Source organism: Bradyrhizobium sp. (genome assembly GCF_030697065.1).
GTDB lineage: Bacteria > Pseudomonadota > Alphaproteobacteria > Rhizobiales > Xanthobacteraceae > Bradyrhizobium.
In genome coordinates, this window is record NZ_JAUYQU010000114.1 from 39,181 (window position 1) to 65,893 (window position 26,713).

The 26,713-nt window shown below is 64.3% G+C and carries 25 protein-coding genes and 2 pseudogenes; 14 read left to right on the forward strand and 13 right to left on the reverse strand.

What is annotated here, in order from left to right; all coding sequences use genetic code 11:
* Position 1 precedes the first annotated feature (1 nt).
* Together Q8R73_RS09450 and ccoS are read left to right on the forward strand one after the other, a co-directional pair.
* On the forward strand, positions 2-2,191 hold the full coding sequence (locus Q8R73_RS09450; protein ID WP_305719277.1) for a cation-translocating P-type ATPase: 2,190 nt from the start codon (positions 2-4) through the stop codon (positions 2,189-2,191).
* Positions 2,191-2,367 (forward strand): cbb3-type cytochrome oxidase assembly protein CcoS, encoded by a 177-nt coding sequence (gene ccoS / locus Q8R73_RS09455; protein WP_305719278.1) that lies wholly within the window; start codon positions 2,191-2,193, stop codon positions 2,365-2,367. Before Q8R73_RS09450 ends, ccoS begins: the two co-directional genes overlap by 1 nt.
* Positions 2,368-2,457: 90 nt before the next feature.
* On the opposite strand, the gene Q8R73_RS09460 is transcribed toward ccoS, so the two are convergent.
* The 6 genes from Q8R73_RS09460 to Q8R73_RS09485 form a co-directional block, all read right to left on the reverse strand.
* The gene (locus tag Q8R73_RS09460; RefSeq protein ID WP_305719279.1) at positions 2,458-2,796 is read right to left on the reverse strand and encodes a hypothetical protein; all 339 of its coding nucleotides are present in this window, start codon (positions 2,794-2,796) and stop codon (positions 2,458-2,460) included.
* Positions 2,797-2,912: 116 nt separating this feature from the next.
* Positions 2,913-4,919: a caspase family protein gene (locus tag Q8R73_RS09465; protein ID WP_305719280.1), complete on the reverse strand. Its 2,007-nt coding sequence runs from the start codon at positions 4,917-4,919 to the stop codon at positions 2,913-2,915.
* A 219-nt stretch (positions 4,920-5,138) separates the two neighbouring features.
* A complete protein-coding gene (locus tag Q8R73_RS09470; RefSeq protein ID WP_305719281.1) occupies positions 5,139-6,011 on the reverse strand; it encodes a BTAD domain-containing putative transcriptional regulator in 873 nt (290 codons plus the stop codon).
* A gap of 235 nt (positions 6,012-6,246) precedes the next feature.
* Positions 6,247-7,806, reverse strand: a complete 1,560-nt coding sequence (locus Q8R73_RS09475; RefSeq protein ID WP_305719282.1) for a DHA2 family efflux MFS transporter permease subunit — start codon at positions 7,804-7,806, stop codon at positions 6,247-6,249.
* 6 nt (positions 7,807-7,812) lie between these two features.
* The gene (locus Q8R73_RS09480; RefSeq protein WP_305719283.1) at positions 7,813-8,976 is read right to left on the reverse strand and encodes an HlyD family secretion protein; all 1,164 of its coding nucleotides are present in this window, start codon (positions 8,974-8,976) and stop codon (positions 7,813-7,815) included.
* Entirely contained in the window at positions 8,969-9,448 is a 480-nt protein-coding gene (locus Q8R73_RS09485; RefSeq protein WP_305719284.1) for a MarR family winged helix-turn-helix transcriptional regulator, read from the reverse strand. The genes Q8R73_RS09480 and Q8R73_RS09485 overlap by 8 nt, the downstream gene beginning before the upstream one ends.
* 225 nt (positions 9,449-9,673) lie before the next feature.
* Between Q8R73_RS09485 and Q8R73_RS09490 the strand changes: the two genes are divergently transcribed.
* The gene (locus Q8R73_RS09490; RefSeq protein WP_305719326.1) at positions 9,674-10,165 is read left to right on the forward strand and encodes a Fur family transcriptional regulator; all 492 of its coding nucleotides are present in this window, start codon (positions 9,674-9,676) and stop codon (positions 10,163-10,165) included.
* A 34-nt stretch (positions 10,166-10,199) separates the two neighbouring features.
* Positions 10,200-11,147: a DMT family transporter gene (locus tag Q8R73_RS09495; RefSeq protein WP_305719285.1), complete on the forward strand. Its 948-nt coding sequence runs from the start codon at positions 10,200-10,202 to the stop codon at positions 11,145-11,147.
* Positions 11,148-11,212: 65 nt separating this feature from the next.
* Here Q8R73_RS09495 and Q8R73_RS09500 read toward each other — a convergent pair whose 3' ends face one another.
* Positions 11,213-12,088, reverse strand: a complete 876-nt coding sequence (locus Q8R73_RS09500; protein ID WP_305719286.1) for a sulfurtransferase — start codon at positions 12,086-12,088, stop codon at positions 11,213-11,215.
* Positions 12,089-12,349: 261 nt separating this feature from the next.
* Here Q8R73_RS09500 and ispG point away from each other — a divergent pair, with 261 nt between their 5' ends.
* Positions 12,350-13,642 carry a flavodoxin-dependent (E)-4-hydroxy-3-methylbut-2-enyl-diphosphate synthase gene (gene ispG / locus Q8R73_RS09505; protein ID WP_305719287.1) on the forward strand — a complete coding sequence of 431 codons (1,293 nt, stop codon included), beginning with the start codon at positions 12,350-12,352 and terminating at the stop codon, positions 13,640-13,642.
* Positions 13,643-13,670: 28 nt separating this feature from the next.
* Here the strand turns inward: ispG and Q8R73_RS09510 are convergent, their stop codons facing one another.
* Positions 13,671-14,084: a type II toxin-antitoxin system VapC family toxin gene (locus tag Q8R73_RS09510; RefSeq protein ID WP_305719288.1), complete on the reverse strand. Its 414-nt coding sequence runs from the start codon at positions 14,082-14,084 to the stop codon at positions 13,671-13,673.
* 7 nt (positions 14,085-14,091) lie between these two features.
* Positions 14,092-14,520 carry a hypothetical protein gene (locus Q8R73_RS09515; protein ID WP_305719289.1) on the reverse strand — a complete coding sequence of 143 codons (429 nt, stop codon included), beginning with the start codon at positions 14,518-14,520 and terminating at the stop codon, positions 14,092-14,094.
* Positions 14,521-14,568: 48 nt separating this feature from the next.
* Between Q8R73_RS09515 and Q8R73_RS26035 the strand changes: the two are divergent.
* Both Q8R73_RS26035 and Q8R73_RS09520 read left to right on the forward strand, forming a co-directional pair.
* Positions 14,569-14,699 (forward strand): annotated as a pseudogene (locus Q8R73_RS26035) (taurine dioxygenase); the annotation flags it as partial.
* A 69-nt stretch (positions 14,700-14,768) separates the two neighbouring features.
* Positions 14,769-16,106, forward strand: coding sequence for a Rieske 2Fe-2S domain-containing protein (locus Q8R73_RS09520; RefSeq protein WP_305719290.1), 1,338 nt, complete (start codon positions 14,769-14,771; stop codon positions 16,104-16,106).
* Positions 16,107-16,118: 12 nt separating this feature from the next.
* On the opposite strand, the gene Q8R73_RS09525 is transcribed toward Q8R73_RS09520, so the two are convergent.
* Complete coding sequence (locus Q8R73_RS09525; protein WP_305719291.1) at positions 16,119-16,493, reverse strand: nuclear transport factor 2 family protein; 375 nt, start codon at positions 16,491-16,493, stop codon at positions 16,119-16,121.
* A 210-nt stretch (positions 16,494-16,703) separates the two neighbouring features.
* On the opposite strand from Q8R73_RS09525, the pseudogene Q8R73_RS09530 reads away from it, so the two are divergent.
* Positions 16,704-16,922: pseudogene (locus Q8R73_RS09530) on the forward strand (DUF6429 family protein); the annotation flags it as partial.
* A 504-nt stretch (positions 16,923-17,426) separates the two neighbouring features.
* Complete coding sequence (locus tag Q8R73_RS09535; protein ID WP_305719292.1) at positions 17,427-19,184, forward strand: caspase family protein; 1,758 nt, start codon at positions 17,427-17,429, stop codon at positions 19,182-19,184.
* 114 nt (positions 19,185-19,298) lie between these two features.
* Here Q8R73_RS09535 and Q8R73_RS09540 read toward each other — a convergent pair whose 3' ends face one another.
* Complete coding sequence (locus tag Q8R73_RS09540) at positions 19,299-20,225, reverse strand: polyprenyl synthetase family protein (RefSeq protein ID WP_305719293.1); 927 nt, start codon at positions 20,223-20,225, stop codon at positions 19,299-19,301.
* 179 nt (positions 20,226-20,404) lie between these two features.
* Between Q8R73_RS09540 and mtgA the strand changes: the two genes are divergently transcribed.
* From mtgA to Q8R73_RS09555, 3 genes are all read left to right on the forward strand, one after another.
* Positions 20,405-21,082: a monofunctional biosynthetic peptidoglycan transglycosylase gene (gene mtgA, locus Q8R73_RS09545; RefSeq protein WP_305719294.1), complete on the forward strand. Its 678-nt coding sequence runs from the start codon at positions 20,405-20,407 to the stop codon at positions 21,080-21,082.
* Positions 21,083-21,225: 143 nt separating this feature from the next.
* A complete protein-coding gene (gene rpmF, locus Q8R73_RS09550; RefSeq protein WP_027540899.1) occupies positions 21,226-21,411 on the forward strand; it encodes a 50S ribosomal protein L32 in 186 nt (61 codons plus the stop codon).
* Between the two features lie 144 nt (positions 21,412-21,555).
* Entirely contained in the window at positions 21,556-22,182 is a 627-nt protein-coding gene (locus Q8R73_RS09555; protein WP_305719295.1) for a hypothetical protein, read from the forward strand.
* A 7-nt stretch (positions 22,183-22,189) separates the two neighbouring features.
* Here Q8R73_RS09555 and Q8R73_RS09560 read toward each other — a convergent pair whose 3' ends face one another.
* Positions 22,190-22,483 (reverse strand): hypothetical protein, encoded by a 294-nt coding sequence (locus Q8R73_RS09560; protein WP_305719296.1) that lies wholly within the window; start codon positions 22,481-22,483, stop codon positions 22,190-22,192.
* Between the two features lie 338 nt (positions 22,484-22,821).
* Between Q8R73_RS09560 and Q8R73_RS09565 the strand changes: the two genes are divergently transcribed.
* A complete protein-coding gene (locus Q8R73_RS09565) occupies positions 22,822-24,513 on the forward strand; it encodes a bifunctional diguanylate cyclase/phosphodiesterase (protein ID WP_305719297.1) in 1,692 nt (563 codons plus the stop codon).
* Positions 24,514-24,609: 96 nt separating this feature from the next.
* On the opposite strand, the gene phaR is transcribed toward Q8R73_RS09565, so the two are convergent.
* Positions 24,610-25,212 (reverse strand): polyhydroxyalkanoate synthesis repressor PhaR, encoded by a 603-nt coding sequence (gene phaR / locus Q8R73_RS09570; RefSeq protein ID WP_305719298.1) that lies wholly within the window; start codon positions 25,210-25,212, stop codon positions 24,610-24,612.
* A 318-nt stretch (positions 25,213-25,530) separates the two neighbouring features.
* Between phaR and Q8R73_RS09575 the strand changes: the two genes are divergently transcribed.
* Positions 25,531-26,709, forward strand: a complete 1,179-nt coding sequence (locus tag Q8R73_RS09575) for an acetyl-CoA C-acetyltransferase (protein ID WP_305719299.1) — start codon at positions 25,531-25,533, stop codon at positions 26,707-26,709.
* The last annotated feature ends 4 nt before the right edge of the window (positions 26,710-26,713 follow it).

Sequence of the window (26,713 nt, forward strand, 5' to 3'; positions counted from 1 at the left end):
CATGCTGGCGACGCGGGATTTCTCACACTACGTCAAGGATGCGGGCGCGGGCCTCTCGCACATCGATTTGGCGGTGGAGGGCGTCAGTTGCGCCGGCTGTATGTCGAAAATCGAGCGCGGCCTTTCGGCGATCCCCGACGTGACGCTGGCACGCGTCAATCTGACCGATCGGCGGCTGGCGCTGGAATGGAAGCAGGGAACGCTCGATCCCGCCCGCTTCATCGATCGGCTCGCCGAACTGGGATACAAGGCCTATCCGTTCGAAACCGCCGGCGCGGAAGCCGCGGAAGCCGAGCAATCGCGCTATCTGCTCCGGTGCCTCGGCGTGGCGGCCTTCGCGACCATGAACGTGATGATGCTGTCGGTTCCGGTCTGGTCCGGCAATGTCAGCGACATGATTCCGGAGCAGCGGGATTTCTTCCACTGGCTGTCGGCGCTGATCGCGCTGCCCGCGGCGGCCTATGCCGGCCAGCCGTTCTTCCGCTCGGCCTGGAATGCGCTGCGCACGCGCAACGTCAATATGGACGTGCCGATCTCGATCGGCGTCATCCTTGCCCTCGGCATGTCGGTGGTCGAAACCATCCAGCACGCCGAGCATGCCTATTTCGACGCCGCCATCATGCTTCTCACCTTCCTGCTGGTCGGACGTTACCTCGACCAGAACATGCGGCGGCGAACTCGCGCGGTGGCCGGAAACCTCGCCGCCCTCAAGGCAGAGACCGCGACCAAATTCATCGGGACCGACGAAATCTCCGAGGTGCCGGTGGCGGCGATCCGGCCCGGCGATATCGTTCTGCTGCGGCCCGGCGAGCGCTGTGCCGTCGACGGCATGGTGATCGACGGCAACTCCGAAATCGATCAAAGCCTGATCACCGGCGAGACCCTTCCCGCCACGGCGGAGCAAGGCAGCCCGGTGTATGCCGGATCGCTCAACATTTCGGGCACGCTGCGCGTCCGGGTTTCGGCGGCATCGGAAGGCACCCTGCTTGCGGAGATCACCCGGCTGCTCGGCAACGCCCTGCAGGCGCGCTCACGCTACATCAGGCTGGCGGACCGGGCGTCGCGGCTGTACGCGCCGGTGGTCCACGCCACCGCGCTGCTGACCATGCTGGGCTGGGTACTCGCCGGCGCGAGCTGGCACGACGCCATCATAACGGCGATCGCGGTCTTGATCATCACCTGTCCCTGCGCGCTCGGGCTGGCAATACCGACGGTGCAAACCGTGGCGTCCGGCGCGATGTTCAAGGCCGGCGTATTGCTCAATTCCGGCGATTCCATCGAGCGGCTGGCTGAGGTCGACCGGGTCATCTTCGACAAGACGGGAACGCTGACATTGCCCGAGCTCGATGTCGTGAATTCGGCCCTTGTGCCCAGCGACGTGTTCGATCTCGCTGGTCGGCTGGCGCTGGCCAGCCATCATCCGGTCGCCGCCGCTTTGGCTCGCGCCTCGAAGGCGAAATTGCCGCTGGAGGGCGTGGTTGAAGAACCGGGACAGGGTGTGCGCGGCGTCTTCAACGGCGAAGAAGTCAGGCTGGGACGGCCTTCGTTCTGCCACGCGGATCACATGGCGAACGAGATTCTGGGCCTCGATCCGGAGGTCTCCGTTGTTGCCTTCAGTCATGGCGATACGCGGCATGTGTTCGCGGTTCGTCAGCAACTGCGCCCGGATGCACGCGAAACAATTTCTGCGCTGCAGGCGCGCGGCATCACGCTGGAGATCCTCTCGGGCGATCGGGAACCGGCGGTGCAGGCGGCAGCGCAATCGCTCGGCATCTGCGAATGGCGCGCCGGCGTCACCCCGGCCGACAAGATCGCGCGGATCGAGGATCTGAAGCAGCAGGGCTTCAAGGTCTTGATGGTCGGCGATGGCCTCAACGACGCCCCGTCGCTCGCCGCGGCGCATGTTTCCATGTCGCCGATCAGCGCCGCTCATTTGAGCCAGGCCACCGCGGATCTGGTGTTTCTGGGCAAGCCGCTTGCACCGGTGGTCGCGGCCATCGACTTCTCGCGCAAGGCGTTGCGGTTGATGCGGCAAAACCTGTGGCTGGCCGTGGCCTACAATTTTCTGGCCGTGCCGATCGCGATTGCCGGGTTTGTGACGCCTCTGATCGCCGCGGCCGCCATGTCGGGTTCCTCGGTGCTGGTCATGCTGAACGCGCTTCGTGCACGCCGCGCGAATGGGAGCGCGTGATGGAAGTGCTCGTGATACTGGTGCCTTTGGCGCTTGGACTAGGGCTCGCCGGCCTCCTGGGATTTCTCTGGTCGCTCAAGAGCGGACAGTATGACGATCTCGATGGAGCGGCCTGGCGTGCCATCGCGGACGACGAGCCGGTAGCGGAGCCCCCACCGAACCGTCCGGTTGCATAGCTTTCGCCGCTACCTTCGGCAGTAGGGATGCATCGAACGGCTGATTGCTCTCGGCGGATGGGTGCACCCTGCCGGCTCGGAGAAGGTTTTTCAGGGTATGAATCGCGGACGGCCGCAGCCCCAGGCGCCGCTGCAGGAGCCGATCACCCGGAAATCGTCGCAGCAAACATGAACCGACCCGATGCAACTCGTAATGCCGCTCGGGCATGCGGCGCGCAGGGCGGCGGCAGCTGGCCGGTCATTGAGGTTGCCATTGCCGGGCTCTTCGATGGCAATCGCCATGGCACCCTGGCGGACGGCAACCCGATCATTCTCGAGCGCGACGTCCTGTGCCGCAAACTCCATGGCTCCATTGTTGCCGAAGGCCACCAGGCGCACGGTGTTGCCGCGGCGATCGGCAGTACCCGCAAAATCAACGAAATCGCTCATCGTCGTCCTCGCAATCTTCCGCGGTCGGTCCGTGTGAGCCGACACGCGCTTCCGTGAGAGGGAGCGTGAGTTCCCGCGCCTTCCGAATGGCGGAAGACGCGGGTTACACAGAGCCGCTAGTTCGTTCGCTGCAGCTGCGGCAACGCTGAAGAAACGACGTTGGCGATCAGGTCGTGCGGCATGGCCATCCCGCTGGGAGCCAGGCTCGGAGCCAATGCCGGGGAGATCGTGCTCGGCTCGGTGCCGCCCTTGGTCAGTTCACCGACGATTGTCGGGATGGCAGATGCAACGACGCGTGCGATGGCTCCCCAGAATTTATCATCGCCGGACCCGTCTCCCGACGTAGGTGCAAACCCCTTGTCGGACTGGAAGTCGCCTTTGCGCAACGCGCCGATCACCGCGGGGAGGGCGGCCTGGACGATGCTGGCAAAGGCTCCCCAGAACTTCTCCTCGCCGCCGAAGTCCTTCTGGGGCTCGGCGCCGCTCTTGCTGAGGGCCTGGATGACGACCGGCGCCACCGTGCCGATCACGCTCATCAGCGCGCCCAGGAATTTTTCCTGTCCGGCCTGCTGGAAATCCTTCTGCGGATCAAGCCCGCTCTTGCTCAGGGCCTGGATGACGAGCGGTCCGAGTGTGCCGATGACGCTGGCGATGGCGCCGAAGAACTTCTGGTCTCCGGCCGGAACGTCCTCGAAACCCTTGGCGGGAGCGCCCTGCTTGCTGAGTGCGTTGATGACGACCGGCAGTGTCGCCGAGATCGCGCTCGCGATGGCGCCCCAGAACTTCTCTTCGCCGCCGAAATCCTTCTGCGGCTGGATTCCCTGCGCCGCGATGGTGCGCAGCAGAGGCGGCAGGCAGCCGGTGGCGACGCGCAGGATGGAGCCGAGGAACTTCTCCTGGCTACCCGAGAAATCCTTCTGCGGCTCGTAGCCGCTCTTGCGCAAGGCCTGCACCACCGCCGGCACGGCGGTCGTGACGACGTTCAGCAACGTACGCCAGAACTTCTCCTCGCCGCCTGGCACGGCCGTGAAGTCCTTTTGCGGCTGGTAATCGCCCTTTCGCAGCGCATCCATGATGGCCGGCACCGCCACCGAAGCGAGGCTTGCGAGCACGCCCCAGAATTTCTCGTCGCCGCCCGAACCGGGTTGATTGAAAGACTTGTCGTGCATCATGGCAAAATCCTTTCTTTGGCTGCTGAGTACATCCTGGATGATCCTCGTCATCCAGTCGGAGGAAACGGGTGGTGCGGCCTGGCCCTGAAACAGCAGGAACGACGTGGCCGCGAGGCCATTGGGGCTGGTCGGCTCGACGAGAACCGGTGTTTGCCGGAAGCCGAGGTCCCGCAGCATCCTGGTCGAGCCTTCCACGAGCTGCCGGTTCGAGACGTTGGGGCCGAAGGCGGCGAGCTGTTCGAGGAGCGCATAGGTGAAGGCAGACTTGCCGCCCGTTTTCGGTGTCGAAGCAGACGCGGTCTCGTCGGCGAGGCAGGCGGAGAGCAGCATTCCGTTCATCTGCAACTGGCCCGCCTCGTCGAATTCCTTCCCTTCCGTGATGCCGAACCGCTTGCCGATCGTCGATGCCGAACCGAGCCGGGCGCCGAAAGGGCGATAACGGAGCTGGGGAACCCTGCTGGGGTCGAGGAACACCTTGTCGTTGTCGGCGATCGGCGGGACCTTGAGTACCTTGGTCTGGGCGACGTCGACATGGCCTTCGGTCATCATGACCTTGTACATGCCGCCCGAATGGCAGCTGTCCGAGATCAAGGTGAAGACTCCGGGCGGGACCCCCTGTGATTTCCGGCTGATCACATTGTCGAAAAGGAACTGGTCGTACAGACACAGCACCTCTTCCAGGTTTTGTCCCTCGGCGACCTGGAAGCCATGGCCGGAGAAGAAGAATACGAGCCGGTCATCGGCGCTCGCTCCGCCGAACAGCCAGCTCAGTCCGGCTTCGACATTCTGCAGCGTCGCCTTTTCATCGTAATCGTATCGAACGTCGGTAAACTTGTAGACGTCGTCGATCCTCTGACGGAAGGCGTTGGCGTCGTTGATGCAACTCGGGAGATTGTTGGCGGGGTTGGGATAGTGATCGATGGCGGCGATGTATGCTTTGTATTTCGGCATGGCGGTTCCTCGCAATGAATGGTTCAAATCCGGGCGCTGCGGTCGTCCCAAAGGGCCGGCGGCTCGTCACGTCCGCAGTCCATGACACCGGACGACCATCGGGCGCGACTGTCTCGTGCCGATCACAAACCGGTCACTCAAGTCTCACAACATGGGACGGGTGAAGATTTTTTTGCGGATCGATGCCCGCACGATTCCGACAATCCAGTTCAGCCGCTTTCAGGAGGCGGGAGGTCCAGGCTGCAGCAGGGAGGCGAAAGCCCTGACTTCCTGGTTGAGCTGGTGAAGATGCTGCTGGATCAGCGCGAGGCGGCGCTCCACGTCGCGGTCGGCGGCTGCTTCCGGGACGGCCGGATCCGGCCGCTGGCCTCCATCATCGCGGAGCCGATTGTAAAGCGCTGTCGTTTCGCGGGCCGGCGAGACGCCGAGTTCCTGTCGGAAGGCAAACTGAAGTTTCTCGTAATGGCGCAACGCCGCCACCCGATCGCCCATCATGGCGTGGCAAAGCATGATCTCCCGGTGGATGTGTTCCAGGAAGGAATCCTCGGCCAGAATCCGCCGTGCGATCCGGATCGATTCCCTCCAGTCCGACCGCTGCTTGGCGAGCAGCAGCAGGGCCTCGAGACAAGCGAGGAAGCGGTTGCGATAGGCCTCTCTCTCCGCCAGGCACCAGTCGTATTCGAGTTCGGGGAGAAGATCGCCGCGATAAAGCTGCTCGATGGATTCCAGCGTTGCGAGAGGGCCCGGCCCGATCGATTGAAGTGACTTCCTGACGCACTGGTCGAATACTTCAATGTCGATCCATGCCTGCTCGTCCATGCGCAGGGATAGTGCCTCCGGCCGGGCGTTGATCCAGCGCGATCCGTCCTCGCCCGCCCTTTCAAGCGCGCAGCGAAGGCGCCATACTTCGGTGCTGAGGTTGCGCCGAAGCCGCTCGTCCGGTCCGTCGGTCCAAAGCCTTGCAACCAGGACGTCGCGGCTGACGGGTGCGCCTTTCTGCAGCACGAGCACGGCAAAGAGATGCTTGGAGCGTTCGCTGAGAAACTCGACGCGCGTCCCGTGACGGCTCCAGACCTCCAGCCGGCCGAACAATCGGCATACTGGACGCAGCGTTGCTCCGTTCTCCATGTTTCCCTCCCCGTCAAGCCCCCATGAACCGTAACCCGAAGCCGGGGTCTGCGTGTGAGTTGCTTCACATCCTGGAAGGAACGAGGTTTTTGCGTCACCGTGTCGTTAACGGGATCGAGTCGCCTCGATCAAAGTCTGAATCAATCTTGGGTCAAAAGCCCATCAGTCCCCGCGGTGAGCGACGTTCCGCTGATCGCCGCTACTCGATGACGCCATGTTCCGGCGGCAGCGACTGCTTGCGCAGCGAGGCCTTGCTCGATCCGATCATGACGGTCAGCGGGATCGCGCACAGCGTGAAGATCATCACCATCTGGTAGTCGTGCGAAAAGGAGATGATCTGGGCCTGCAGCTTGAGCATGGCGTCCAGCATGGCGCGGCCCTTGTCTGTGCCGAGGTCGATCACGGACCGCACGTCGGGCATCTGCAGACCATGGTTGAAGGGACTGGCGTGCTGCGACAACACGGCGTAGCTCCACCGCGAACCCTCGGTCAGCTGGGAGATGACGAGGGAAATGCCGATCGAACTGCCGACGTTGCGCAACAGCGTCAGCATCGAGGTGCCGTCGGTGCGCAGGTGGTTGGGCAGCGTCAGGAAAGCGACGGTGGAGAGCGGCACGAACACGAGGCCGAAGCCAAAACCCTGGAAGATGCTGATCACCAGGATTTCGTTGACGCCGGTCTGGTCGGTCCAGAGCGTCATTTGGAACAGCGACACGCAGGTCATGCCGAGGCCGCTGACGATCAGCGTGCGCGCCTCGATATAGCGCATCAGCCGCCCGACGATCATCATGGCGACGAAGGTGCCGAAGCCGCGGCTCGCCAGCAGCAGGCCGGCGGTGATGATGGGATAGCCGATCACGTTCTGCAGGAACGGCGATGCCAGCGCCATGGTCGAGAACAGCACCACGCCCATCACCGTCATGAACACACAGCCGCCGACGAAGTTCTTGTCCCGGAACAGCTCGAACTGGATGAACGGCTTCGGCGTCGTCAGCGAATGCGCGAGGAAATAATAGAAGCCGACGGCCGAGATGATGAACTCGGCGATGATCTCGTTCGAATTCAGCCAGCCGAGTTGCTCGCCGCGGTCTAGCGCGATCTGCAAGGACCCGATGCCGACCGCGAGCGCGGTGAAGCCGAACCAGTCGAAGCGCAGCTCGCGCGCCTTCCTGGTCTCGTCCATGAACACCATGAGGCCGATCACGGTGAAGATGCCGAACGGCAAATTGACCAGGAATACCCAGTGCCAGGAATAGGTTTCGGTCAGCCATGCCCCCAGCGACGGCCCCATGATCGGGCCCATCATCACGCCCATGCCCCAGATCGCCATCGCCTTTGCGCGCTCGTGCAGCGCGTAGGAATCGAGCATGACGGCCTGCGACAGCGGCACCAGGGCGGCGCCGAACACGCCCTGCAGCACGCGGAACAGCACCATCTGATAGATGTCCTGGGCTGCGCCGCACAGCACCGACGCCACTGTGAAGCCGGCGGCGCAGATGATGAAGATCCGCTTGCGGCCGAACCGGTTGGCGATCCAGCCCACCGGCGCGGTCATGATCGCCGCCGCCACGATGTAGGAGGTCAGCACCCAGTTGATCTGGTCCTGCGACGTCGACAGGCTGCCCTGCATGTAGGGCAGCGCGACGTTGGCGATGGTGGTGTCCAGCGCCTGCATGATGGTCGCCGTCATCGCGCAGATCGTCACCATGGTCCGGCGCAGGCCTGGAACGGCAATGGGGGCTGCGGCTGAAGTCGGCATGGCCGCTCAGTCCTGCTTCGCCGCCACCGCCGGCCGGCCGAACAGCGAGCCGATGGTGCGGCGGTGCCGGGTGTCGATGGTGGCGTAGACGCTCATGCCGGCCTTCAGCCTGCGCACGAAGTTGTCGTTCCTGTCGAAATAGATCCGCACCGGAATGCGCTGCACCACCTTGACGAAGTTGCCGGTGGCGTTCTGCGGCGGCAGGATCGCGAATTGTGCGCCGGTTCCGGGTGAGAGCGAGCCGACCGTGCCCTTGAAGACATGGTTGGGGAAGGCGTCGACATTGAGGGTTACGGACTGGCCCACCGCGACATAGGTGAAATCCGATTCCTTCGGATTGGCATCGACCCACGGGTTCGAGGTGTCGATCACGGAAAACACCGGGCTGCCTGCGATGACGTGGCGGCCGAGCTGGATCTGCTCGACCTGGGTCGCGGTGCCGTTCATCGGCGCGCGCACCGTGCTGAGTTCGAGATTGCGCTGCGCGTCGTCCAGCACGGCCTTGGCCTGCATGTAGGCCGGAAACTGCTCGAGCGGCAGATCGGGGTCGCCGAGCAGATGGTTAATGGCATTCGCACGCCGCTGCGTCACGAGCTGCCGCTGCGCCTGTGCGGTCACCAGCGCGGTGGCGCTGTTGTCGAGGTCGAGCTGCGATCCGGCATTGCTCCTGACCAGCGAATTCTTGCGCTCGACGTCCTTCTGCTTCAGCGCGATCCCCGCGTTGACCAGTTCGATGGTCTGCGCATAGAGCTTGACGTCGGCGACGAGATTGGCGTGGCTGGTCCTGGCGTCCTCGAGCTTGGCGCGGGCCTGCGCCAGCGCCAGCTGGAACGGCACCGGATCGATCTGGAACAGTTCGTCGCCGGTCGTGACCTGCTGGCCTTCCTTCACCGTCACGCTGATGATCTTGCCGGAAACGTCTGGCGTGATCAGCACCTTCTGCGCGCCGACATAGGCGTCGTCGGTGGTCACATAGCGGCCGCCGTTGAGATAGAGGGTGATCCCGGTCACCAGCGCCACCAGCGGCAGCACCACCAGCAGCAGAAACCGGCGGTAGCGCCGCATCGCGGCCATCAGGCGGCGGCGCGGCTCTGCGGCGATCTTGGTCCGCGGTTTTGCGGGCGGCTCGCCCTTCTGCTCCGGCGGAAATTTGAGGACTGGATCAGCCAAATTGCTGCTCCTTGCCGAGCGGCGCGCCGGCCGGGTGCTGGATCGCGTTGCGGACGTTCTCCTTGATCGCCTCGAGTTGCGCCAGCAGCCGGTGGGCATCGGCCGGATTGATGCCTTCGAGCGCGGTCGCCGTCAGTTCGGAGCGCAGCCCGCCGAGCTTGCCGAGCAGCGGGCGCGCGGCCTTCTTCAGATAAAGCCGTTTGACGCGGCGGTCGCTGGCGTCGCTGCGACGCTCGATCCAGCCGGCGTCGCACAGCCTGTCGATCAGCCGGGTCAGCGTGATCGGCTGCATTTCCATCTGTTCAGCGAGTTCCGACTGCTTGAGGCCCTCGGTGCGTTCCACCTTGGCCAGAACAGCCCATTGCGCGCGGGTGATGCCGTAGCGCGCCGCCTGCTTGTCGGCGTAGGCGCGCATCATTCGCTGCACTTCGCCCAGCGTGAAAAGAAAGTTCATATCCACGGAACCGGACATGGGTATCTCCGTAAGCCAGCGATATTATAAGCTAGCTTATCAATTGGGATTTACAAGTTAATTGGGACCGGGCAGCAGCAAAGGGGCTCCGCGAAAGCACATGTCCTGCCCGGGTTGCCGCCCCGGTATTTCAGTTCCGCGGTAAGGATGCCCGGATGCTGCGGTGCACTCGGTGGCTGGCGGAACATGGACCATCAGGTTCATCCGCGTTACATCATGGCTGTCATGACCCTCACCAAGCCGACCTTCCCCGCGCCCGATCACGATCACGGCCGCTGCACCGCGGACGGGCTTCTGCATGCCGAGCAGGTCTGCAAGTCGAGAGCGCAGAAATTCACGCCGATCCGCCGCCAGGTGCTGCAGGCGCTGCTGTCCAGCCATCGCCCGCTCGGCGCCTATGAGGTGATCGACGAGCTCGCCAAATCGATGCCGCGGCCGGCGCCGATCACGGTATACCGTGCGCTCGACTTCCTGATGGAGAACGGCCTCGTCCACCGCATCGAAAGCCGCAACGCGTTCCTGGCCTGCGCGCACGATCATGACGCAGCCGCGATGGTGGCGTTCCTGATCTGCGAGCGCTGCGGCTCGGTCGGCGAAATTCCGGCGGCGCCCGTCGCGCAAAGCCTCAACGCCGCGGCGCGCGCCTCCGGCTTTGCGCCAAAAATGTCCGTCGTCGAAATCACCGGCACCTGCGCGCACTGCCAGACCGCCGCATAATAAGAAAACGGCGCCAAGCCGGTCGCGAGGTTGAATGTCGTCGGATCAAATGCACCCATCGGCCGGGCGTCCGCTCAGCGCCGGCGCCGTCGCGCTGATGCTGATGCTGTGCCTGAGCTGGGGTTTCAATCAGATCGCCGTCAAGCTGGTGCTGCCGGAGGTACCGCCGATGCTGCAGGCGCTGATCCGCTCGGCCGGCGCCTTGCCGGTCCTGCTGATCATCGGCTGGTGGCGCGGCGTCAGGTTCTTCGCGCGCGACGGCACGCTGTGGCCGGGCCTCGCCGCCGGCATCATCTTCGGCATCGAATTCGTGCTGATCTATCGCGGCCTGCTTTTGACCTCGGCGTCGCGTGCGGTGGTGTTTCTCTACACCGCGCCGTTTTTCGTGGCGCTCGGCTCCTATTCGTTTCTCGGCGAGCGGCTGCGCGCGTCGCAATGGGGCGGCCTCGGCCTGAGCTTTGCCGGCGTGGCGCTTGCGATCGGCGTGCCGCAGGCCAATGTCGATGCCGATGTCCTGCTTGGCGATCTCCTGATCGTCGCCGGCGGCGCGCTGTGGGCGGCGACTACCCTGATCGTCAAGGCGACGACGCTGATCAGGGCGCCGGCGGAAAAGGGGCTGGGCTACCAGGTGGCGATATCGATCCCGATCCTGGCTTTCGCGGCGTGGGTCTCGGGCGAGCGATTGACCCAAATGCCCGGACCGTTGTCGCTGTCGCTGCTGGCCTACCAGGCGTTCTGGGTGGTCGGGCTGACCTTCCTGCTGTGGTTCGCATTGATAAAGACCTATTCCGCAAGCAAGCTGTCATCCTTCACCTTCTTCACGCCGTTGTTCGGCGTGGTCGCCAGCTACCTCATCCTGAACGACACGCTGACGATCACCTTCGGCGTCGCGGCGCTGCTGGTGATCGCGGGGCTTTATCTGGTGAACCGGCCCGAGGTCTCCGGACCGAAGGTGGTGCCGGATCCCAACGTGCCGGCGTGAGATAATTGCCGCCGTCATCCTGTCAGGATGGCGGAGCGCTTGCGGCTTCGAAGTTGCGATCAGGCTCAGCCCGTCTCGATCGGCAGCGAGGAATCCTTCGCCCATTCGCCCATCGAGGCGTCGTAAAGCGTGAGATTGTCGTAGCCGAGCCGGTGCAGCAAGAACAGGTCGATAGTGGCCGAGATGCCGCCGCCGCAATAGGCGACCACGCGCTTGTCCTTGGTCACGCCTTGCGCGGTGAATTTCGCTTCGGCGTCCGCCAGCGGCACGAACGTCTTTGTCACGGGATCGTACAGCGTCGCCGCCGACACGTTGACGCTGCCGGGAATGTGCCCCGGCCGGCCATAGCGGCTCGGCTCCAGGCCCTTGTGCAACTGCGGATTGAGCGCGTTGACGACGACGGTGTTGCGGTCGGCGCTGGCTTGCAGCGTCTCGTGCTTGTCGACGAAATAGCCGGCCCGCGGTTTCGCCGTGAAGCTCGCCGGCGGATAGGTTTTAGCGGGACCGGTCTCGATCGCGCGTCCCTCGGCTTTCCAGCTGTCGAGCCCGCCATCCAGCACCGCGACGTTGTCGAAGCCGAGCGATTTCAGCATCCACCAGAACCGCGTCGCCCACATCGCCGTGCCGATCGAGTACAGCACCACAAGGCTGTTCGCGCCGACGCCGTGCCGCCCGAAGGCGGCCTCGAGCTGTGCCGTGGCCGGCATCATGAAATGCAGTTCGATCCCTGCTTGCGAGAATTCGCCCTGCAGGTCGAGAAAGTCCGCGCCGGGAATATGCCCGGCCTCGAAGGTGTGCCGTCCCGGCACAGCGATATAGGGAACGCCGGACCCTTCCGGCTGATATTCCAGATAGGTCGTACAATCGAACAGCCGGAGGTCGGGGTGGTCCAGCATCGCGGCGAGCTCCGCCGTCGTCATGAGTCCGTCACGTTCCGCCATCTGGTTCCTCCCGTTCCGGTCATGCTAGGGCAGGGGGACAGGGTTGGAAAGCAAGCGCGTGCCGGCCGTTTGCCCTTTAATCCCCGGATTCAGGTCCGATATAGCGGTTAAGGGCCAGCGCAGCGCCGCAACCGTGTTTTGCTGCGGAATGGTTCAATAAGCTATTGAACCAAAAAGAGAAATAATTAGACCCAGAGGGGGCATCGGCTTTTGCCGCAGGCCCCTTGGTGAATGTCACCAAAACCTGATATTCGAGACGCCATGAACAAGCCCGAAAAACTTACCGACAACGACATCGCCGGCCCCAGCCCCCGGCATAAGACCACCCAGGTCATGGTCGGCAATGTTGCCGTCGGTGGCGGCGCGCCGATCGTGGTGCAGTCGATGACCAACACCGACACCGCCGATATCGAGGGCACGATCGCACAGGTGGCGGCACTGGCGCGAGCCGGCTCCGAAATGGTGCGCATCACCGTCGATCGCGACGAGGCCGCCGCCGCCGTGCCGCATATTCGCGACGGCCTGCGCAAGCGCGGCATCACCACGCCTTTGATCGGCGATTTCCATTACATCGGCCACAAGCTGTTGGCCGATCATCCGGCCTGCGCCGAGGCGCTGGACAAATACCGCATCAATCCCGGCAATGTCGGTTTCAAGGCCAAGCGCGACACCCAGTTCACCGACATCGTCGAGATGGCGCTGAAGTACAACAAGACGGTGCGGATCGGCGCCAATTGGGGATCACTGGATCAGGAACTGCTCACCAAGCTGATGGACGAGAACGCGCTGCTGCCGACGCCGAAAGACGTCCGCGCGGTGACCCGCGAAGCCATGGTGCAGTCGGCGCTGCTGTCGGCCGCGCGCGCCGAGGAGATCGGCCTGCCGAAAAACCGCATGATCCTGTCGGCCAAGGTATCCGCGGTGCAGGACCTGATCGCGGTCTACGAGACGCTGGCCGAACGTTCGGACTATGCCATCCATCTCGGCCTCACCGAGGCCGGCATGGGCTCCAAGGGCATCGTCGCTTCGTCGGCCGCGCTCGGCATCCTGCTGCAGCAGGGTATCGGCGACACCATCCGGATCTCGCTGACTCCGGAGCCCGGCGGCGACCGCACGCTGGAAGTCCAGGTCGCGCAGGAACTGCTGCAGACCATGGGATTCCGCACCTTCGTGCCGCTGGTGGCGGCCTGCCCCGGCTGCGGCCGCACCACCTCGACCACGTTCCAGGAACTGGCGCGCTCGATCCAGGATTTTATCCGCGAGGAAATGCCGAGCTGGAAGACCCGCTATCCCGGCGTCGAATCGCTCAACGTCGCGATCATGGGCTGTATCGTCAACGGCCCCGGCGAATCCAAGCACGCCGATATCGGCATCTCGCTGCCCGGCACCGGCGAAACCCCGGCGGCCCCGGTGTTCGTCGACGGCAAGAAATTCCGGACCTTGCGCGGCCCCAACATCGCCACCGAGTTCAAGGCGATGGTGATCGACTACATCGACCAGCGCTATGGCGGTGGCGGCAACGTGCCAACGGCCGAAGTGACGGCCGCAGAGTAGCTTTCGACGTTTCGCTGCAACCGGTGTCTCAGCACGCGATGGTGCTGACCTGGCCATCCTCGCCGTATTTTAGCAACAATCGATCCCGCGTGATCAGCGTGGCGCCGAGATCGCGCGCGGTCGCCAGCAAGATACGGTCGGCAGGGTCATTAGGCGGCTTCCCCGGCAGGAAAGACGACGCGATCAGTATCTCGGGCGAAAGGGCAGCGAGGCGAACGTTCGGTATGGACAGCAAACGCGTGAACCATCGCTGCGGCGTCGCAAGCAGGTCAACGCGCTTGTGCGAGACGAGAAGGCCAACCTCCCATGCCGTAATAGGTGAAACGAGAAGCGTGCCACCCGTCTCGTGAATGGCGTTGATCGCCTCTTCCGCCTCACGCGCAATCCGTTGGTTTGCAACGATCCAGATCGCGGTATGTGTGTCGAGGAGGAGCGTCAGCATCGATCACTCACCGCACTGGCGGGCCGTACTTCTTGTCCACCAGATCAGCCCACTCTGGGTCGGCGGGCTCGGTGAGATCGACGCCCGGGACAAGCCGCGTGATGTCCTTCAACGCGCCGAAAATCGGGTGACGTTCCCCCTTTTTCGCGGCTGTCGGCACAAGCGGGGGAAACAGTTCCTGGCCCACGCCCTTTGCGACGCGGCGAAACACCAGCTTGCGCGCTTGCATGTCCACCTGTGCGCTCTCGAAGCCGGCATCGAGCCATACCTTGGTCATGACGTTATTGGAGGCGTTGTTGCTCCACCACGCGCGATGGTGCTGCGCCTTGGGCGGCAATTTCGCGCCTGTGATTTTCTCGATCTCGTTGAATGTCAGGCGCACTTCCTGACTGCGTTGGCCGCGCAAAAAGGCCCCGAGAGGTTCATACTTTCCCAAAGCTTGCTTCCTCGTTACATACACACAGTGTGTCACATAAGTGTATAGCGCTCAAGGTGGACCGAACGCCATCGCCTTCTGGGACAACCGCTGCGCCCCAGCACCGCGCGATGTGGGACTACCGGCCGCACACCCGTTCCGGAACGCGGGTGACGGTGAAGGGCGAAGGGCCGGTGTAGCCGCGTTGACGCCCCGTTCCGCCTGCGCCAAGCTCCGTCAAAAGCAAAACAAAATCCGGAGGTCACGCCATGCTCCGCGCCGAGGACAACAAATTCCTGACCGAAAGCAATGCCGGTACGCCGATGGGCGAATTGCTGCGCCGCTTCTGGCTTCCCGTGCTGCTGTCGGAAGAATTGCCCGAAGCCGACGGCCCGCCGAAGAAGATCGTCGTCATGGGTGAGGAACTGCTGGCGTTCCGCGATTCGCGCGGCGTGGTCGGAATCATCGACCAATATTGCCCGCATCGCGGCGCCAATCTATGGCTCGGCCGCAACGAGGAATGCGGCATCCGCTGCGTCTATCACGGCTGGAAGTTCGACACCGACGGCCGCTGCGTCGACATGCCGACCTCCTACCCCGATCTCAATGCCAAGGATCTGATCCGCATCAAGTCCTATCCGGTGCGCGAATGGGGCGACATGATCTGGGCCTATATGGGCCCTGCGGATGCCGTGCCCGAACTGCCCGACATGGAAATGGCGCTGGTGCCGGCGTCGCACCGCTACGTCTCGAAGAAATGGCAGGACTGCAACTGGGTGCAGGCGCTCGAAGGCTCGATCGACACCGCGCATTTCACCTTCGCGCATCTGTCTTTCGAGAAGGAAGAGAACGAGATCCTCGACATCAAGAAGCACTTCGTGAACCCGCTGGTGCGCGTCGCCACCGATCACATGCGCTGGATCGCCGAGGATCCGCGGCCCGTGATCAAGGTCATTCCGCATGAAGCGGGGCTGACCATCGGCGGCGGCCGGGTCACCGGCCGCGACGACATCTACTGGCGCATCGCCCAGTTCCTGATGCCGGTGCACGCCTACGCGCCGAGCGCGATGCCCGGGGAAAACATCTTCGGGCAGAGTTTCGTGCCGGTGACGGACACCAATTGCTGGATCTACACCTATGCCTGGAATCCGGAGCGCCCCATTACCCAGGCCGAACGCGACGCCTATGACCGCGGCAATGGCGTGATCTCCGAGGTCGACGAGAACTACGTGCCGCTGCGCAACAAATCGAACGATTATCTGATCGACCGCAAGCTGCAGAAGACCAGCAGCTACACCGGCATCAAGGGCGTCTCCGAGCAGGACGCCGCGGTGCAGGACAGCCAGGGTCCGATCGCCGACCGCACCCGCGAGCATCTCGGGCCGACCGATCTCGGCATCATGCATTTCCGCAAAACCGTGATGGATGCCGCCCGCGCCTTGCAACAGGGTGTGGCGCCGGCGCAACTGGCGCATCAGGACCGCTACGCCGTGCGTTCCGGCGCCTGCGTCACCGGCAAGACCAAGGATCTGCCTGCGGTCATGGTCGAGCGTTTCGGCGATGCCGCGGGGTATGTCGGGCGGCCGCGCACCGCGGCGGCGGAGTAGGCAGGCTGGGCCTCACTCGCGCAGATCGTAGCGGTAGGACTTGGAAACGATCTTCCAGCCGTCGGCCAGCTTCATCGCCACCAGATAGTCGGTAAAATAGCGTGGCGGTAACTGGCAGCGCACCTTGATGAAGGCGGTCGACTCATCCGAGCGATCGATGGTGACAACAAAATCCTCGCGCGCCTTGCCTTCGGCTTTTCCCGAGGGCCGCTTGCTGACGCGATCGAGCCAATCCGGAACGGTCAGAATCTGCAGTTCCCCCTTTTCCACCCAGCGCAGATCGGCAGAGGGGTGGAAGACCTCGCCGAGCTTGTTGGCATCGCCTTCATAAAGTGCATCGAAATAATGCTGGACGACGGCTTCGACGCTGGAACGGTCATGGCTCACGATGGGGCTCCCCTGAGTGCAATTTGTCTGGATCGGATTAAGCCACGAATGGATCGATTGCGCTACGGATGACTTGCCGCGTCGCCGACACGGAAATGTGTGGTGCGTTGGGAAAAATCGAATGAAGAAATTCCTGCCGGAGAACGTGGCAAGACCTGCGCGTTCCGGGTAAAGGTGGCGGGGGTTGCATGGCTTGCGGGAGATATTGCGATGACGATTGACACGGACCGGATCGATGACGCCGTTCTGGCGCTGCTCCACCTTACCCTTCACGATCAGAACCGGGCATCGAAGGGTCTCGAAGGGGATGCCCTGGGCCGGTTGCAGCAAAAGGGATTGATCGAGGATATTGCCGACGAGAAATCGGTGACCCTGACGGACGACGGCCTGCAGCGTTCGAAGCAATTGTTCGCGGCGATGTTCACCAGAAACGCCGCGGGTCCCTCGCCGGCGGAATCGTCCGGGCAATCCAGGTACCCGCATATCAAGGTCGATCTGGCGGATCTGGGCGATCAGCTTTGGCCGATCCTGCGCCGGGTGAGCTATGCCATGAGCGACGCCGACGTGAATGAAGCTGAGATCGAGCAGTACAAGGCCGAGGTGAAAGCCGGCGGCGATCCCGTCGCGGTCAGCCGCCGGTGGGTACAGGTCGAGCGGAAGGCAGGTTAGCGCTTGCTGCCCTCCCTCCGAAACTGGTCAGATCGGAGACAAGGGCCCCCTGAAGCGAAAACGTGATCGAGAAAGCGCGAACCGATGCCGCTCTGGCGGCACTAATGACCAGGAGTTCCATATTTGCCTGCGACTTGACGAATCCCCGGCGATTGAGGCCGCCGATCACGCCGGTTTTCCAGCGTGACATGGCTCACAGGATCAGCCGCCGGCGTCTGATAGGCAGGCTCCAGTGCTAACAACGGCCACCGTATGGGAAGCGCCATGATGAAATCGCCCCGATCCTCAGGATTGCGCCAGTTTTTCCTCGCTGCCGCGGCGTTGCTGCTGGTATGCCAGCCGGCATGGGCCGAAAAGCGCGTGGCGCTGGTGCTCGGCAATGCGGCCTATCAAAACGTGGCCAAGCTTCCCAACCCGGTCAATGACGGGGCCGTGATCGCCGCGACGCTCAGAAAGGCCGGTTTCGACGTCGTCGATTCGCGCCAGGATCTGCCGGCGGCCGAAACCCGCCGCACGCTGCGCGATTTCGCCGACCGCGCCCGCGATGCCGATATTGCGGTGGTCTATTACGCCGGCCATGGCATCGAGGTGGACGGTGCGAATTACCTGATTCCGGTCGATGCCAAGCTGGAACGCGATACCGATGTCTACGACGAGGCCCTTTCGCTGGACCGCGTGCTGCTGGCGATCGAACCCGCCAAGAAGCTGCGGCTGGTGATCCTCGATGCCTGCCGCGACAACCCGTTCTCGAAAAACATGAAACGCACCGTCGCGACGCGCGCGATCGGGCAGGGGCTGGCCAAGATCGAGCCGTCCAGCCCGAACATGCTGATCGCCTATTCGGCCAAGGCCGGATCGACCGCGGCGGATGGCGACGGCAACAACAGCCCGTTCACGATGGCGCTGTCGAAGCATCTGACGACGCCGGGGCTCGACGTGCGCCGTGCATTCGGCTTCGTCCGCGACGAAGTGCTGAAGACCACCGGCAACCGGCAGGAGCCGTTTGTCTATGGCTCGCTCGGCGGCGAAGACGTGCCGCTGGTGCCGGCTCCCACCCGGGCCGCGCCGGCAGCGCCCGCGCCCAGCCCGCAGGCCGAAGCGCGCCGCGACTACGAACTGGCGCTGCAGATCGGCAACAGGGACGCCCTGAACGCCTTCCTTGCGCAATACCCCGATGGCTTCTACGCCAGCCTCGCCAAGATCCAGCTGAGCAAGTTTGCCGCGGAGGAAGCCCGCGTCGCCGCCACCGAAAAGGCGCGGTTGGCCGAACAGGAGCGGGCGCGACTTGCCGCCGAGGGCGCCCAGAAAAGCCAGCAGGCCAAGGCCGAGGCCGCCGCCAAAGCGGCGGAACAGGCTCGTATCGCCGCCGAAAAGGCCCAGCAGATTGCCCGGGACAAGGCCGCCGAGGCCGAGCGCAACCGCGCCGCCACCGAACAGACCGCCGCCGCTCCGCCGCCGGCGGAGCCGGCCGACAATGCAACGAAACTGGCCGCGCTGACCGCCGGGCCGCCGCAGGCCGACCTCACCAAATCCGTGCAGGCCGAACTGCGCCGCGTCGGCTGCCTGAGCGCGGATGCCGACGGCAACTGGAACACGGCGTCGCAGCGCTCGCTGACGCTGTTCAACCGCTATGCCAGGACCAAATTCGACACCAAAATGGCCTCGACCGACGCGCTCGACACGATCAAGCAGAAGACGGCGCGGGTCTGCCCGGTGGTCTGCGAGCATGGCTACAAGGCCGATGGCGACCGTTGCACCAGGATCACCTGCGCCAGCGGCTCGTTCCTCAATGACGATAATGAGTGCGAGAAGCGCCGCGGCAAGCAGCCGGTGGCCAAGCGCGACCGACAGGAACCAAGGCAGGCCCCGCTTGCAAGGCAGGCTCCGCAAGCGGCCATTGCCGGGCGTCCTCAGGCGCAGACTGGCCCCGGGCGCGGGTCCAGAGGCCAGCCGCTTACCGGCATAGAACGCGAAAGGGGCTGCAACTCCTACAGCGCCATCATGTCGGGGGTGTGCCCGTAATCGCTGGCGCGAGTTATCGAACGCGCCGGAGCCCGGCTCTGCAATGTAGAAAGCGACAGAGGCTCCGGCAATGCGGGGCCTCTGCCTTTGGATTGCTCGGCTATTGCCGGCAGGTCAGTTCTTGCGGTCGGCGACGAACCGCGACGCCGCGCGCAGCACATCGCCCCTGGCGCCGAAGATCGCGAGCGCGGAATCGGCCGTGGCCAGCAGATCGCGCACGCGCTGTTTGGCGCCGTCGATGCCAAGCTGGGTGACGAAGGTGGTCTTGCCCAGGGCCGCGTCCTGTCCGGTCTGCTTGCCGAGCGCCGCCGCATCGCCCTCGACGTCGAGCAGGTCGTCGGCGATCTGGAACGCTTCGCCGAGCGCGCGGCCGTAATCGTCGAGGGCCTGGTACTGTGCCGGCGAGGACTGGCCGAGGATGGCGCCGGCGATGCAGCCATAGCGCAGCAGCGCGCCGGTCTTCATCTGCTGCAATCGCGCCACGTCGACCGGCTCGCGGTCGCCGAACCGGCCTTCGCCGGCGAGGTCGAGCATCTGGCCGCCGACCATGCCGCCGATTCCTGAAGCCCGCGCCAGCGCGCGCGTCAGCTTCAGCCGCACGGTCGCGTCGCTGTGAATTTCGTCGCGGGTGATGATGTCGAAGGCCAGCGTCAACAGGCCGTCGCCGGCCAGGATCGCGGTGGCGTCGTCGGTCTGCTTGTGCAGCGTGGGCCGGCCGCGGCGCAGGTCGCTGTTGTCCATTGCGGGCAGATCGTCATGGATCAGCGAATAGCAATGAATGCATTCGAGCGCGGCGCCGGCCAGCAGCGCCGCCTCGCGCGGAACGCCGAACACGGCGGAACTCTCGACCACCAGGAACGGCCGCAGGCGTTTGCCGCCCCCGAGGCTGGAATAGCGCATGGCGTCCATCAGCCGCTTCGGCCGCGCGATTTCGTCGGGCAGCAGCGCGTCGGACAACAGCTCGCCCAGCAGCGCCTCGGTGTCCTCCGCGGTCTGGTCCAGTCGCTTTACGAAGTCTGATGGTGCAGTGCCGGTCGTCATCAAGAATGGCTCCAGATCGGTTCGGGCCGGACAATCGTCGATGGCACCGGCTTCGTCAATTCCGGGCGACCCGCTTGCGACGCCATAAAAGGGCTGGAAAAAACCCGACTATCAGGGACATATCCTCAAGTGCGCTTTCATCGGCCCGCGCCCGTTGCCTTGAACCAGAAATCCAGCATTTGCGCATTGCCCGAAATCTTCTTCTGATCGTGATCGCGGTGCTGTTGCTGCCGTATCTGCTGGCGCCGTTCTATCGGGCCGGCCATCCGGTCTCGGCGCTGATGGCCTGGCGCTGGCTGACCGGCGCGCCGGTATCGCGGCAATGGATCGATTTAAGCGCCATTTCGCCGGCGTTGCCGCGCACGGTGGTGGCCTCCGAGGATGCCAAATTCTGCAGCCACCATGGCGTCGACTGGGAGGCGCTGCGCGAGGTGATCGACGACGCGGAGGACGGCGAGGTCGCGCGCGGCGGCTCGACCATCACCCAGCAGGTGGCAAAGAACCTGTTCCTGTGGCCGGGCCGCAGCGTGATCCGCAAGGGCCTGGAGATACCGCTGGCGATGTGGATCGATCTGGTGCTGGGAAAGCCGCGGGTGCTGGAAATCTATCTCAATATTGCCGAATTGGGCCCCTCCGGCCAATTCGGCGCCGAAGCGGGGGCAATCCACGCATTTGGCCGCTCCGCCTCCACCTTGTCACCACGGGAAGCCGCCCTTTTGGCGGCGATTCTGCCCAATCCCGTCAAGCGCAGCGCCCGCAATCCCGGCCCCGGGGTGCGCCGCCTGGCCGGGACCTATACGGCGCGGGCCCAGGCCCAGGGGTTGCAGCGGTGCTGGCAGGAAAATCGCGCTTCCTGAGCCGTTTGGCCGTATTTTGAACCTAGCCTTGGGGCACTCCATCCTCTATAAGCGCGGCCTTATCGGCATTTCAGCTCGCGCTTCGTTGCGCCGGGCGTCCGCTACGGACGATGCCTCCGACAACATCCCTAGAGGACACCGACATGGCCGTTCCCCGAAGAAAAACATCGCCGTCGCGGCGTGGCATGCGCCGCTCGGCGGACGCGCTCAAGAAGCCGACCTATGCCGAGGACAAGGATTCCGGCGAATTGCGCCGCCCGCACCACCTCGATCTGAAGACCGGCATGTACAAGGGCCGTCAGGTTCTGAAGGCCAAGAAGGAATCCTGAGCGCGGCGAGAGGCAGCGGGCCGGTTGGCCCTGCGCGCCTGAATTTGGCCAACGCGGGAGATTAGATGGTTTTAGGCAGGCGGACCGGGCGGTCCGCCCTCAAGAACCCCGACTCTCCTGCCTGAAAAGAAGGCCTCGCCGTCGATGATCGGTTTTCCGCTTCTTCTGATTCCCCTGGCGATCTACAACATCATCGCCTTCCTGATGCGCGACGTGTCGTTCGTCGCGCAGCTGGTGACATTGCCGCTGCCGTCAGGCACCGGCTTGCCGGTGACGCTGAGCGACATCCTGCTGACGCTCGGCCTCCTGCTGTTGCTGGGCGAGGTCATCAAGGGCGCGCGCCCCGGCGCGAAATATCTCACGGACCATCTGCTTTCATTGCTGGTGTTCTGCGGCGCTGCCGCGGAATTCGTGCTGCTGCCGCTGTTCGGCACCTCGACCTTTTTCCTGCTGACGCTGATGGCGCTGGTGGATGTCCTGGCGGGCATCGCGCTGCGGGCGCGGCGGGGCACCCAGGCGGCGGCCCCTGCCGTCTCGCGGCGGGAGGCGCGGAAGGAAGCCGAGCCGGTTGTTCCCGTATCACGGGTCGAACCGGTGTCGACGCCGGTCGCTTCCGTGCCGGCGGCTGCCGTCGAAGCCGCGCCGGTGGATCGCGTCGAGCCGAAAATCGTGCAGCCCGAGGTCACGCCGGCCGCGCCCTCGCCGGAAGTGCCGTCCCCCGGCCTGCAGCCGGGCGATGGTTCGCACCCGTCGCCGGACCGGCCGCGCTAACTCGCGTTCAGATGATTTGCCGGGTCCGGATGCCGGCAGCGCGGACCGGATGCCGGCCGGCGCAGTAAGCGGTCTGCGCATCGGCGGCCGTGGCCCGCCGCATGCCGCGGGTTTGCGGGGCCTGCTCGGCGGTGGCGAGCAATTGGGCGACAAAGGTCGAGGCGGGCCGCGAGGGCTGCTGGTGGTCCCTCCCTGTCCATTCCGTCGGCTGTGCCACCGGCACCAACGCGACACAGGCGGGCCGGGCGTTACCGGTGCCGCCGTCGTCTGTTGCCTGCTCTGGTCGACCGCTGTCGGACATGGCAAATCGAAGCCCGGCTGAACTGTCACATTTTGGGACGTGACACCCTTTCCGTATTCCACTTCGCAAGGCTCATGCCGCTTCGCGCCGCTTCGTTCCCGGCAACCGCGCAACGTGGTCTCCAAAGGATTGCCGGAATTGGCGCAATGCATTGTTTCGCCAGAGTGGAGGCGATCTGCCGCAGGAAAAATGCCTTGCTTCCTCGCCATTAATATTTAGGGCGCATTCTGATCGCAGCACCGGCGCTCACATTTGCGGAATACGCGCTGGTCGGGCGCAAAAGAGGCACTATCCTAGCGGCAGAGAATCACCCGGCCCTGTCCCGAATCGAGGCGATTGTGACATCCGCAGTTCCGCAAGCTTCGACCATCCTCGCGTCGCTCGGCCAGGCCGCCTTCGTGTGGGACATCGCCACCGACGCGATGCTTTGGAGCGATCATCTCGGCTCGGTTTTTCCGGACATTCCGCCGGAGTCGCTGGCCAGCGGCGCCGAATTCTCGAAACTGATCGAGCCGTCGCGCGCGGTCCGTTCGGAGGCGCTCGGCCATGCCGCGCCGTCGCGCGGCGGCGATGGCGTGCCCTACCGGATCGAATACGGGGTGCGTACCTCGACCTCGGCGCCGGTGCTGTGGATCGAGGAGACCGGCTGCTGGTTCGCCGGCGCCGACGGCAGGCCGGCGCGCGCCCACGGCATCGTCCGGATCAACAACGAACGTCACGCCCGCGATGAGCAGTTGCTGAAACTGTCGCGCAACGATCCGCTGACCGGCGAACTCAACCGCACCCACCTGGTGGGATCGCTGGCCGAGGCCATCGAGGAAGCCTCGCGCTTTCGCACCACCTGCGCCTTCATGCTGATCGGGATCGATCATCTGGCGCGGATCAACGATGCCTTCGGCTTCGATGTCGCGGACGCGGTGATTTCGGAAGTGGCCAAACGGATTCGCGCGCGGCTGCGCGGCGGCGACGTGCTCGGCCGGTTCTCCGGCAACAAGTTCGGGCTGATCCTGAAGAACTGCACCGTCGACGACATGAATGTCGCCGCCGAACGGTTCCTGGCGGGCGTACGCGACGAGGTGGTGCCGACCAGGTCGGGACCGGTCTCGGTCACCGCATCGATCGGCGCGGTCAGCGTGCCGCGCTATGCGCGCAATGCCGACGAGGCGATCAACCGCGCTCACGAGACGCTCGATGGCGCGAAGCGCCGCCGCTCCGGCTCGTTTTCGGTGTGGCGCCCGAATGTCGAGCGCGACGCCCAGCGCCGCGTCAATATCCGCGTTACCGACGAGATCGTCACCGCGCTGAACGAACGCCGGATCGTGATGGCGTTCGAGCCGGTGGTAGAGGCGCGCTCGCGCGATGCCGCGTTCTACGAATGCCTGGTCCGCATGGAGCAGGACGACGGCCAGGTTCTGCTGGCGCCCGATATCGTCCCGGTCGCGGAAAAGCTCGGCCTGATCCGGCTGGTCGATCACCGCGTGCTCGAACTGGTGGTGGCAGAACTGGCGCAGCAGCCCGACATCCGGCTCAGCCTCAACATCTCGCCCGATACCACGATGGACCCGGACTGGTGGGCCTCGATCGAATCGCTGATGCGCGCCCATCCCGGCGTCGCTGAGCGGTTGATCGTCGAAATCACCGAAACCGTCGCGATCCAGGATATCGACGACGTCCGCGGCTTCGTCACCCGGCTGAAGAACTACGGCAGCCAGATCGCGATCGACGATTTCGGCGCCGGCTACACCTCGTTCCGGAACTTGCGCAAGCTCGGCGTCGATATCGTGAAAATCGACGGCGCGTTCGTGCAGAACATCGCCCGCTCGGCCGACGATCGCGCCTTCGTGCAGACCCTGATCGACCTGGCGCGCCGGCTGCAAATCAAGACCGTCGCGGAATGGGTGCAGGACGAGGAATCCGCCGTCATGCTGCGCGAATGGGGCTGCGACTACATCCAGGGGCGGCTGATCGGACTGGCGTCAGCGCAGCGGCCGTGGGCGGTGCAGGAGACGGTGTTGCCAGCGGCGGGGTGAGCTTGTCGCTCGCGCTGAAATATCAGCGTCGTCCCGGCGCGGAGGCCGGGACACGTGTTGAGGGATTTGTGTTTCCCGTTCGCCGGGACGAGAAACCTACTCGTCCTTCTTCGGCTCTTTCGACATCCGCTCCAGCCGGTCCTGCATGTCCTTCATCTGGCGCCGCAGGTCATCGATATTAGCCTCTTCGGCGACCGGCTCCGGCACCTTCTCCAGTTCGGCGCCGGCGGCACTGCCCGGGCGCGGCGGCACGAACGGCTTGAACATCGAGAAGGTCTGCTGAAACATTTCCATGTTGCGGCGGACGTGTTCCTCGAGCGGCGCGAACGGCGTTCCCGAGAAGGTGTTGGTCAGCTGCTTACGGAATTTTTCCTGCTCGCGGGTCAGCGTGTCGATCGACTGTTCGAGATATTTCGGCACCACCATCTGCATGCTGTCGCCGTAGAACCGGATCAACTGGCGCAGGAAGGTGGTCGGCAGCAAGTTCTGGCCGGCCTTGTTTTCCTGTTCGAAAATGATCTGCGCCAGTACCGAGCGGGTAATGTCGTCGCCAGTCTTGGCGTCGTAGACGAGGAAATCCTCCCCGTCCTTCACCATCGTCGCGAGATCCTCGAGGGTTACATAGGTGCTGGTGCCGGTATTATAGAGCCTCCGGTTGGCGTATTTCTTGATGGTGGTCGGTTGGTCTGTTTTCGCCATGGCTCACACAATGCACACCGAGGACGGGGAACCCGACGGCATCGCCGAAGGGCAGACGAGCAACGCATCGCAACAAAGTAAGCATTTTCAACCGACTTCGGCTACCGTTTTGTGCGGCACGGTTAATTACAAGGCATGGACACTGCTCTGGAAACTGCCAAGGGCGTTATTTTGAGTGCGATGCGGGGTGATTTTGCCGTGGGGACGATTGACATGCCTCAACTCCGTTAACAGGATGAGGTAGGAGACTGGCCTGCCATCCGGCGTCCGCCAACCAAGCGCCCCAAAGCCCCAAAAGCTCAACCTCAGGAGATGTCCATGTCAGACGATGTCGTCATCGTCAGCGCCGCCCGCACCCCGGTCGGCAGTTTCAACGGCGCCTTCGCCACCATGCCGGCCCACGATCTCGGCGCTGTCGCCATCAAGGCCGCGCTCGAGCGCGCCGGTATCGAGCCCGGCCGTGTTTCCGAGGTGATCATGGGTCAGATCCTGACCGCCGCGCAGGGCCAGAACCCGGCCCGGCAGGCCTCGATCGCCGCCGGCATTCCGGTGGAAAGCCCGGCCTGGGGCGTCAACCAGTTGTGCGGAAGCGGCCTGCGCACCGTGGCGCTGGGATATCAGGCGCTGCTGAACGGCGATTCCGAAATCGTCGTCGCCGGCGGCCAGGAATCCATGAGCATGGCCCCCCACGCGCAGTATCTGCGCGGCGGCACCAAGATGGGCCCGATCGAGTTCGTCGACACCATGATCAAGGACGGCTTGTGGGATGCCTTCAACGGCTACCACATGGGCAACACCGCCGAGAACGTCGCCAGGCAGTACCAGATCACCCGTGCCCAGCAGGACGAGTTCGCCGTCGCCTCGCAGAACAAGGCCGAGGCCGCGCAGAAGGCCGGCAAGTTCAAGGACGAGATCGTCCCGGTCACCATCAAGTCCCGCAAGGGCGACATCATCGTCAGCGACGACGAATACCCGCGCCATGGCGCGACCACCGAAGCGATGGGCAAGCTGAAGCCGGCGTTCGAGAAGGACGGCACCGTCACCGCCGGCAGCGCGTCCGGCATCAATGACGGCGCCGCCGCTGTGGTGCTGATGACGGCGAAGCAGGCCGCCAAGGAAGGCCGCACCGTGCTCGGCCGCATCGTGTCGTGGGGCCAGGCCGGCGTCGATCCCAAGATCATGGGCACCGGACCGATCCCGGCGTCGCGCGCCGCGCTGAAGAAGGCCGGCTGGAACATCGCCGACCTCGATTTGATCGAGGCCAACGAAGCCTTCGCGGCGCAGGCCTGCGCGGTCAACAAGGACCTCGGCTGGGATACGTCCAAGGTCAACGTCAATGGCGGCGCCATCGCGATCGGCCACCCGGTCGGCGCTTCCGGCGCGCGGGTGCTGGTGACGCTGCTGCACGAAATGGCGAAGCGCGACGCCAAGAAAGGCCTTGCCACGCTGTGCATCGGCGGCGGCATGGGCATCGCGATGTGCATTGCACGCGACTAAACAA

Coding starts and splice junctions, on each gene's coding strand:
- Q8R73_RS09555 (WP_305719295.1), top strand. CDS start 21,556: ATGATCGGTTTTCCGCTTCTTCTGATTCCCCTGGCGATCTACAACATC.
- Q8R73_RS09575 (WP_305719299.1), top strand. CDS start 25,531: ATGTCAGACGATGTCGTCATCGTCAGCGCCGCCCGCACCCCGGTCGGC.
- Q8R73_RS09560 (WP_305719296.1), bottom strand. CDS start 22,483: ATGTCCGACAGCGGTCGACCAGAGCAGGCAACAGACGACGGCGGCACC.
- phaR (WP_305719298.1), bottom strand. CDS start 25,212: ATGGCGAAAACAGACCAACCGACCACCATCAAGAAATACGCCAACCGG.
- Q8R73_RS09495 (WP_305719285.1), top strand. CDS start 10,200: ATGTCGTCGGATCAAATGCACCCATCGGCCGGGCGTCCGCTCAGCGCC.
- Q8R73_RS09475 (WP_305719282.1), bottom strand. CDS start 7,806: ATGCCGACTTCAGCCGCAGCCCCCATTGCCGTTCCAGGCCTGCGCCGG.
- Q8R73_RS09460 (WP_305719279.1), bottom strand. CDS start 2,796: ATGAGCGATTTCGTTGATTTTGCGGGTACTGCCGATCGCCGCGGCAAC.
- Q8R73_RS09540 (WP_305719293.1), bottom strand. CDS start 20,225: ATGACGACCGGCACTGCACCATCAGACTTCGTAAAGCGACTGGACCAG.
- Q8R73_RS09535 (WP_305719292.1), top strand. CDS start 17,427: ATGATGAAATCGCCCCGATCCTCAGGATTGCGCCAGTTTTTCCTCGCT.
- ccoS (WP_305719278.1), top strand. CDS start 2,191: ATGGAAGTGCTCGTGATACTGGTGCCTTTGGCGCTTGGACTAGGGCTC.
- ispG (WP_305719287.1), top strand. CDS start 12,350: ATGAACAAGCCCGAAAAACTTACCGACAACGACATCGCCGGCCCCAGC.
- Q8R73_RS09520 (WP_305719290.1), top strand. CDS start 14,769: ATGCTCCGCGCCGAGGACAACAAATTCCTGACCGAAAGCAATGCCGGT.
- Q8R73_RS09510 (WP_305719288.1), bottom strand. CDS start 14,084: ATGCTGACGCTCCTCCTCGACACACATACCGCGATCTGGATCGTTGCA.
- Q8R73_RS09485 (WP_305719284.1), bottom strand. CDS start 9,448: ATGTCCGGTTCCGTGGATATGAACTTTCTTTTCACGCTGGGCGAAGTG.
- Q8R73_RS09500 (WP_305719286.1), bottom strand. CDS start 12,088: ATGGCGGAACGTGACGGACTCATGACGACGGCGGAGCTCGCCGCGATG.
- Q8R73_RS09490 (WP_305719326.1), top strand. CDS start 9,674: ATGACCCTCACCAAGCCGACCTTCCCCGCGCCCGATCACGATCACGGC.
- rpmF (WP_027540899.1), top strand. CDS start 21,226: ATGGCCGTTCCCCGAAGAAAAACATCGCCGTCGCGGCGTGGCATGCGC.
- Q8R73_RS09450 (WP_305719277.1), top strand. CDS start 2: ATGCTGGCGACGCGGGATTTCTCACACTACGTCAAGGATGCGGGCGCG.
- Q8R73_RS09465 (WP_305719280.1), bottom strand. CDS start 4,919: ATGCCGAAATACAAAGCATACATCGCCGCCATCGATCACTATCCCAAC.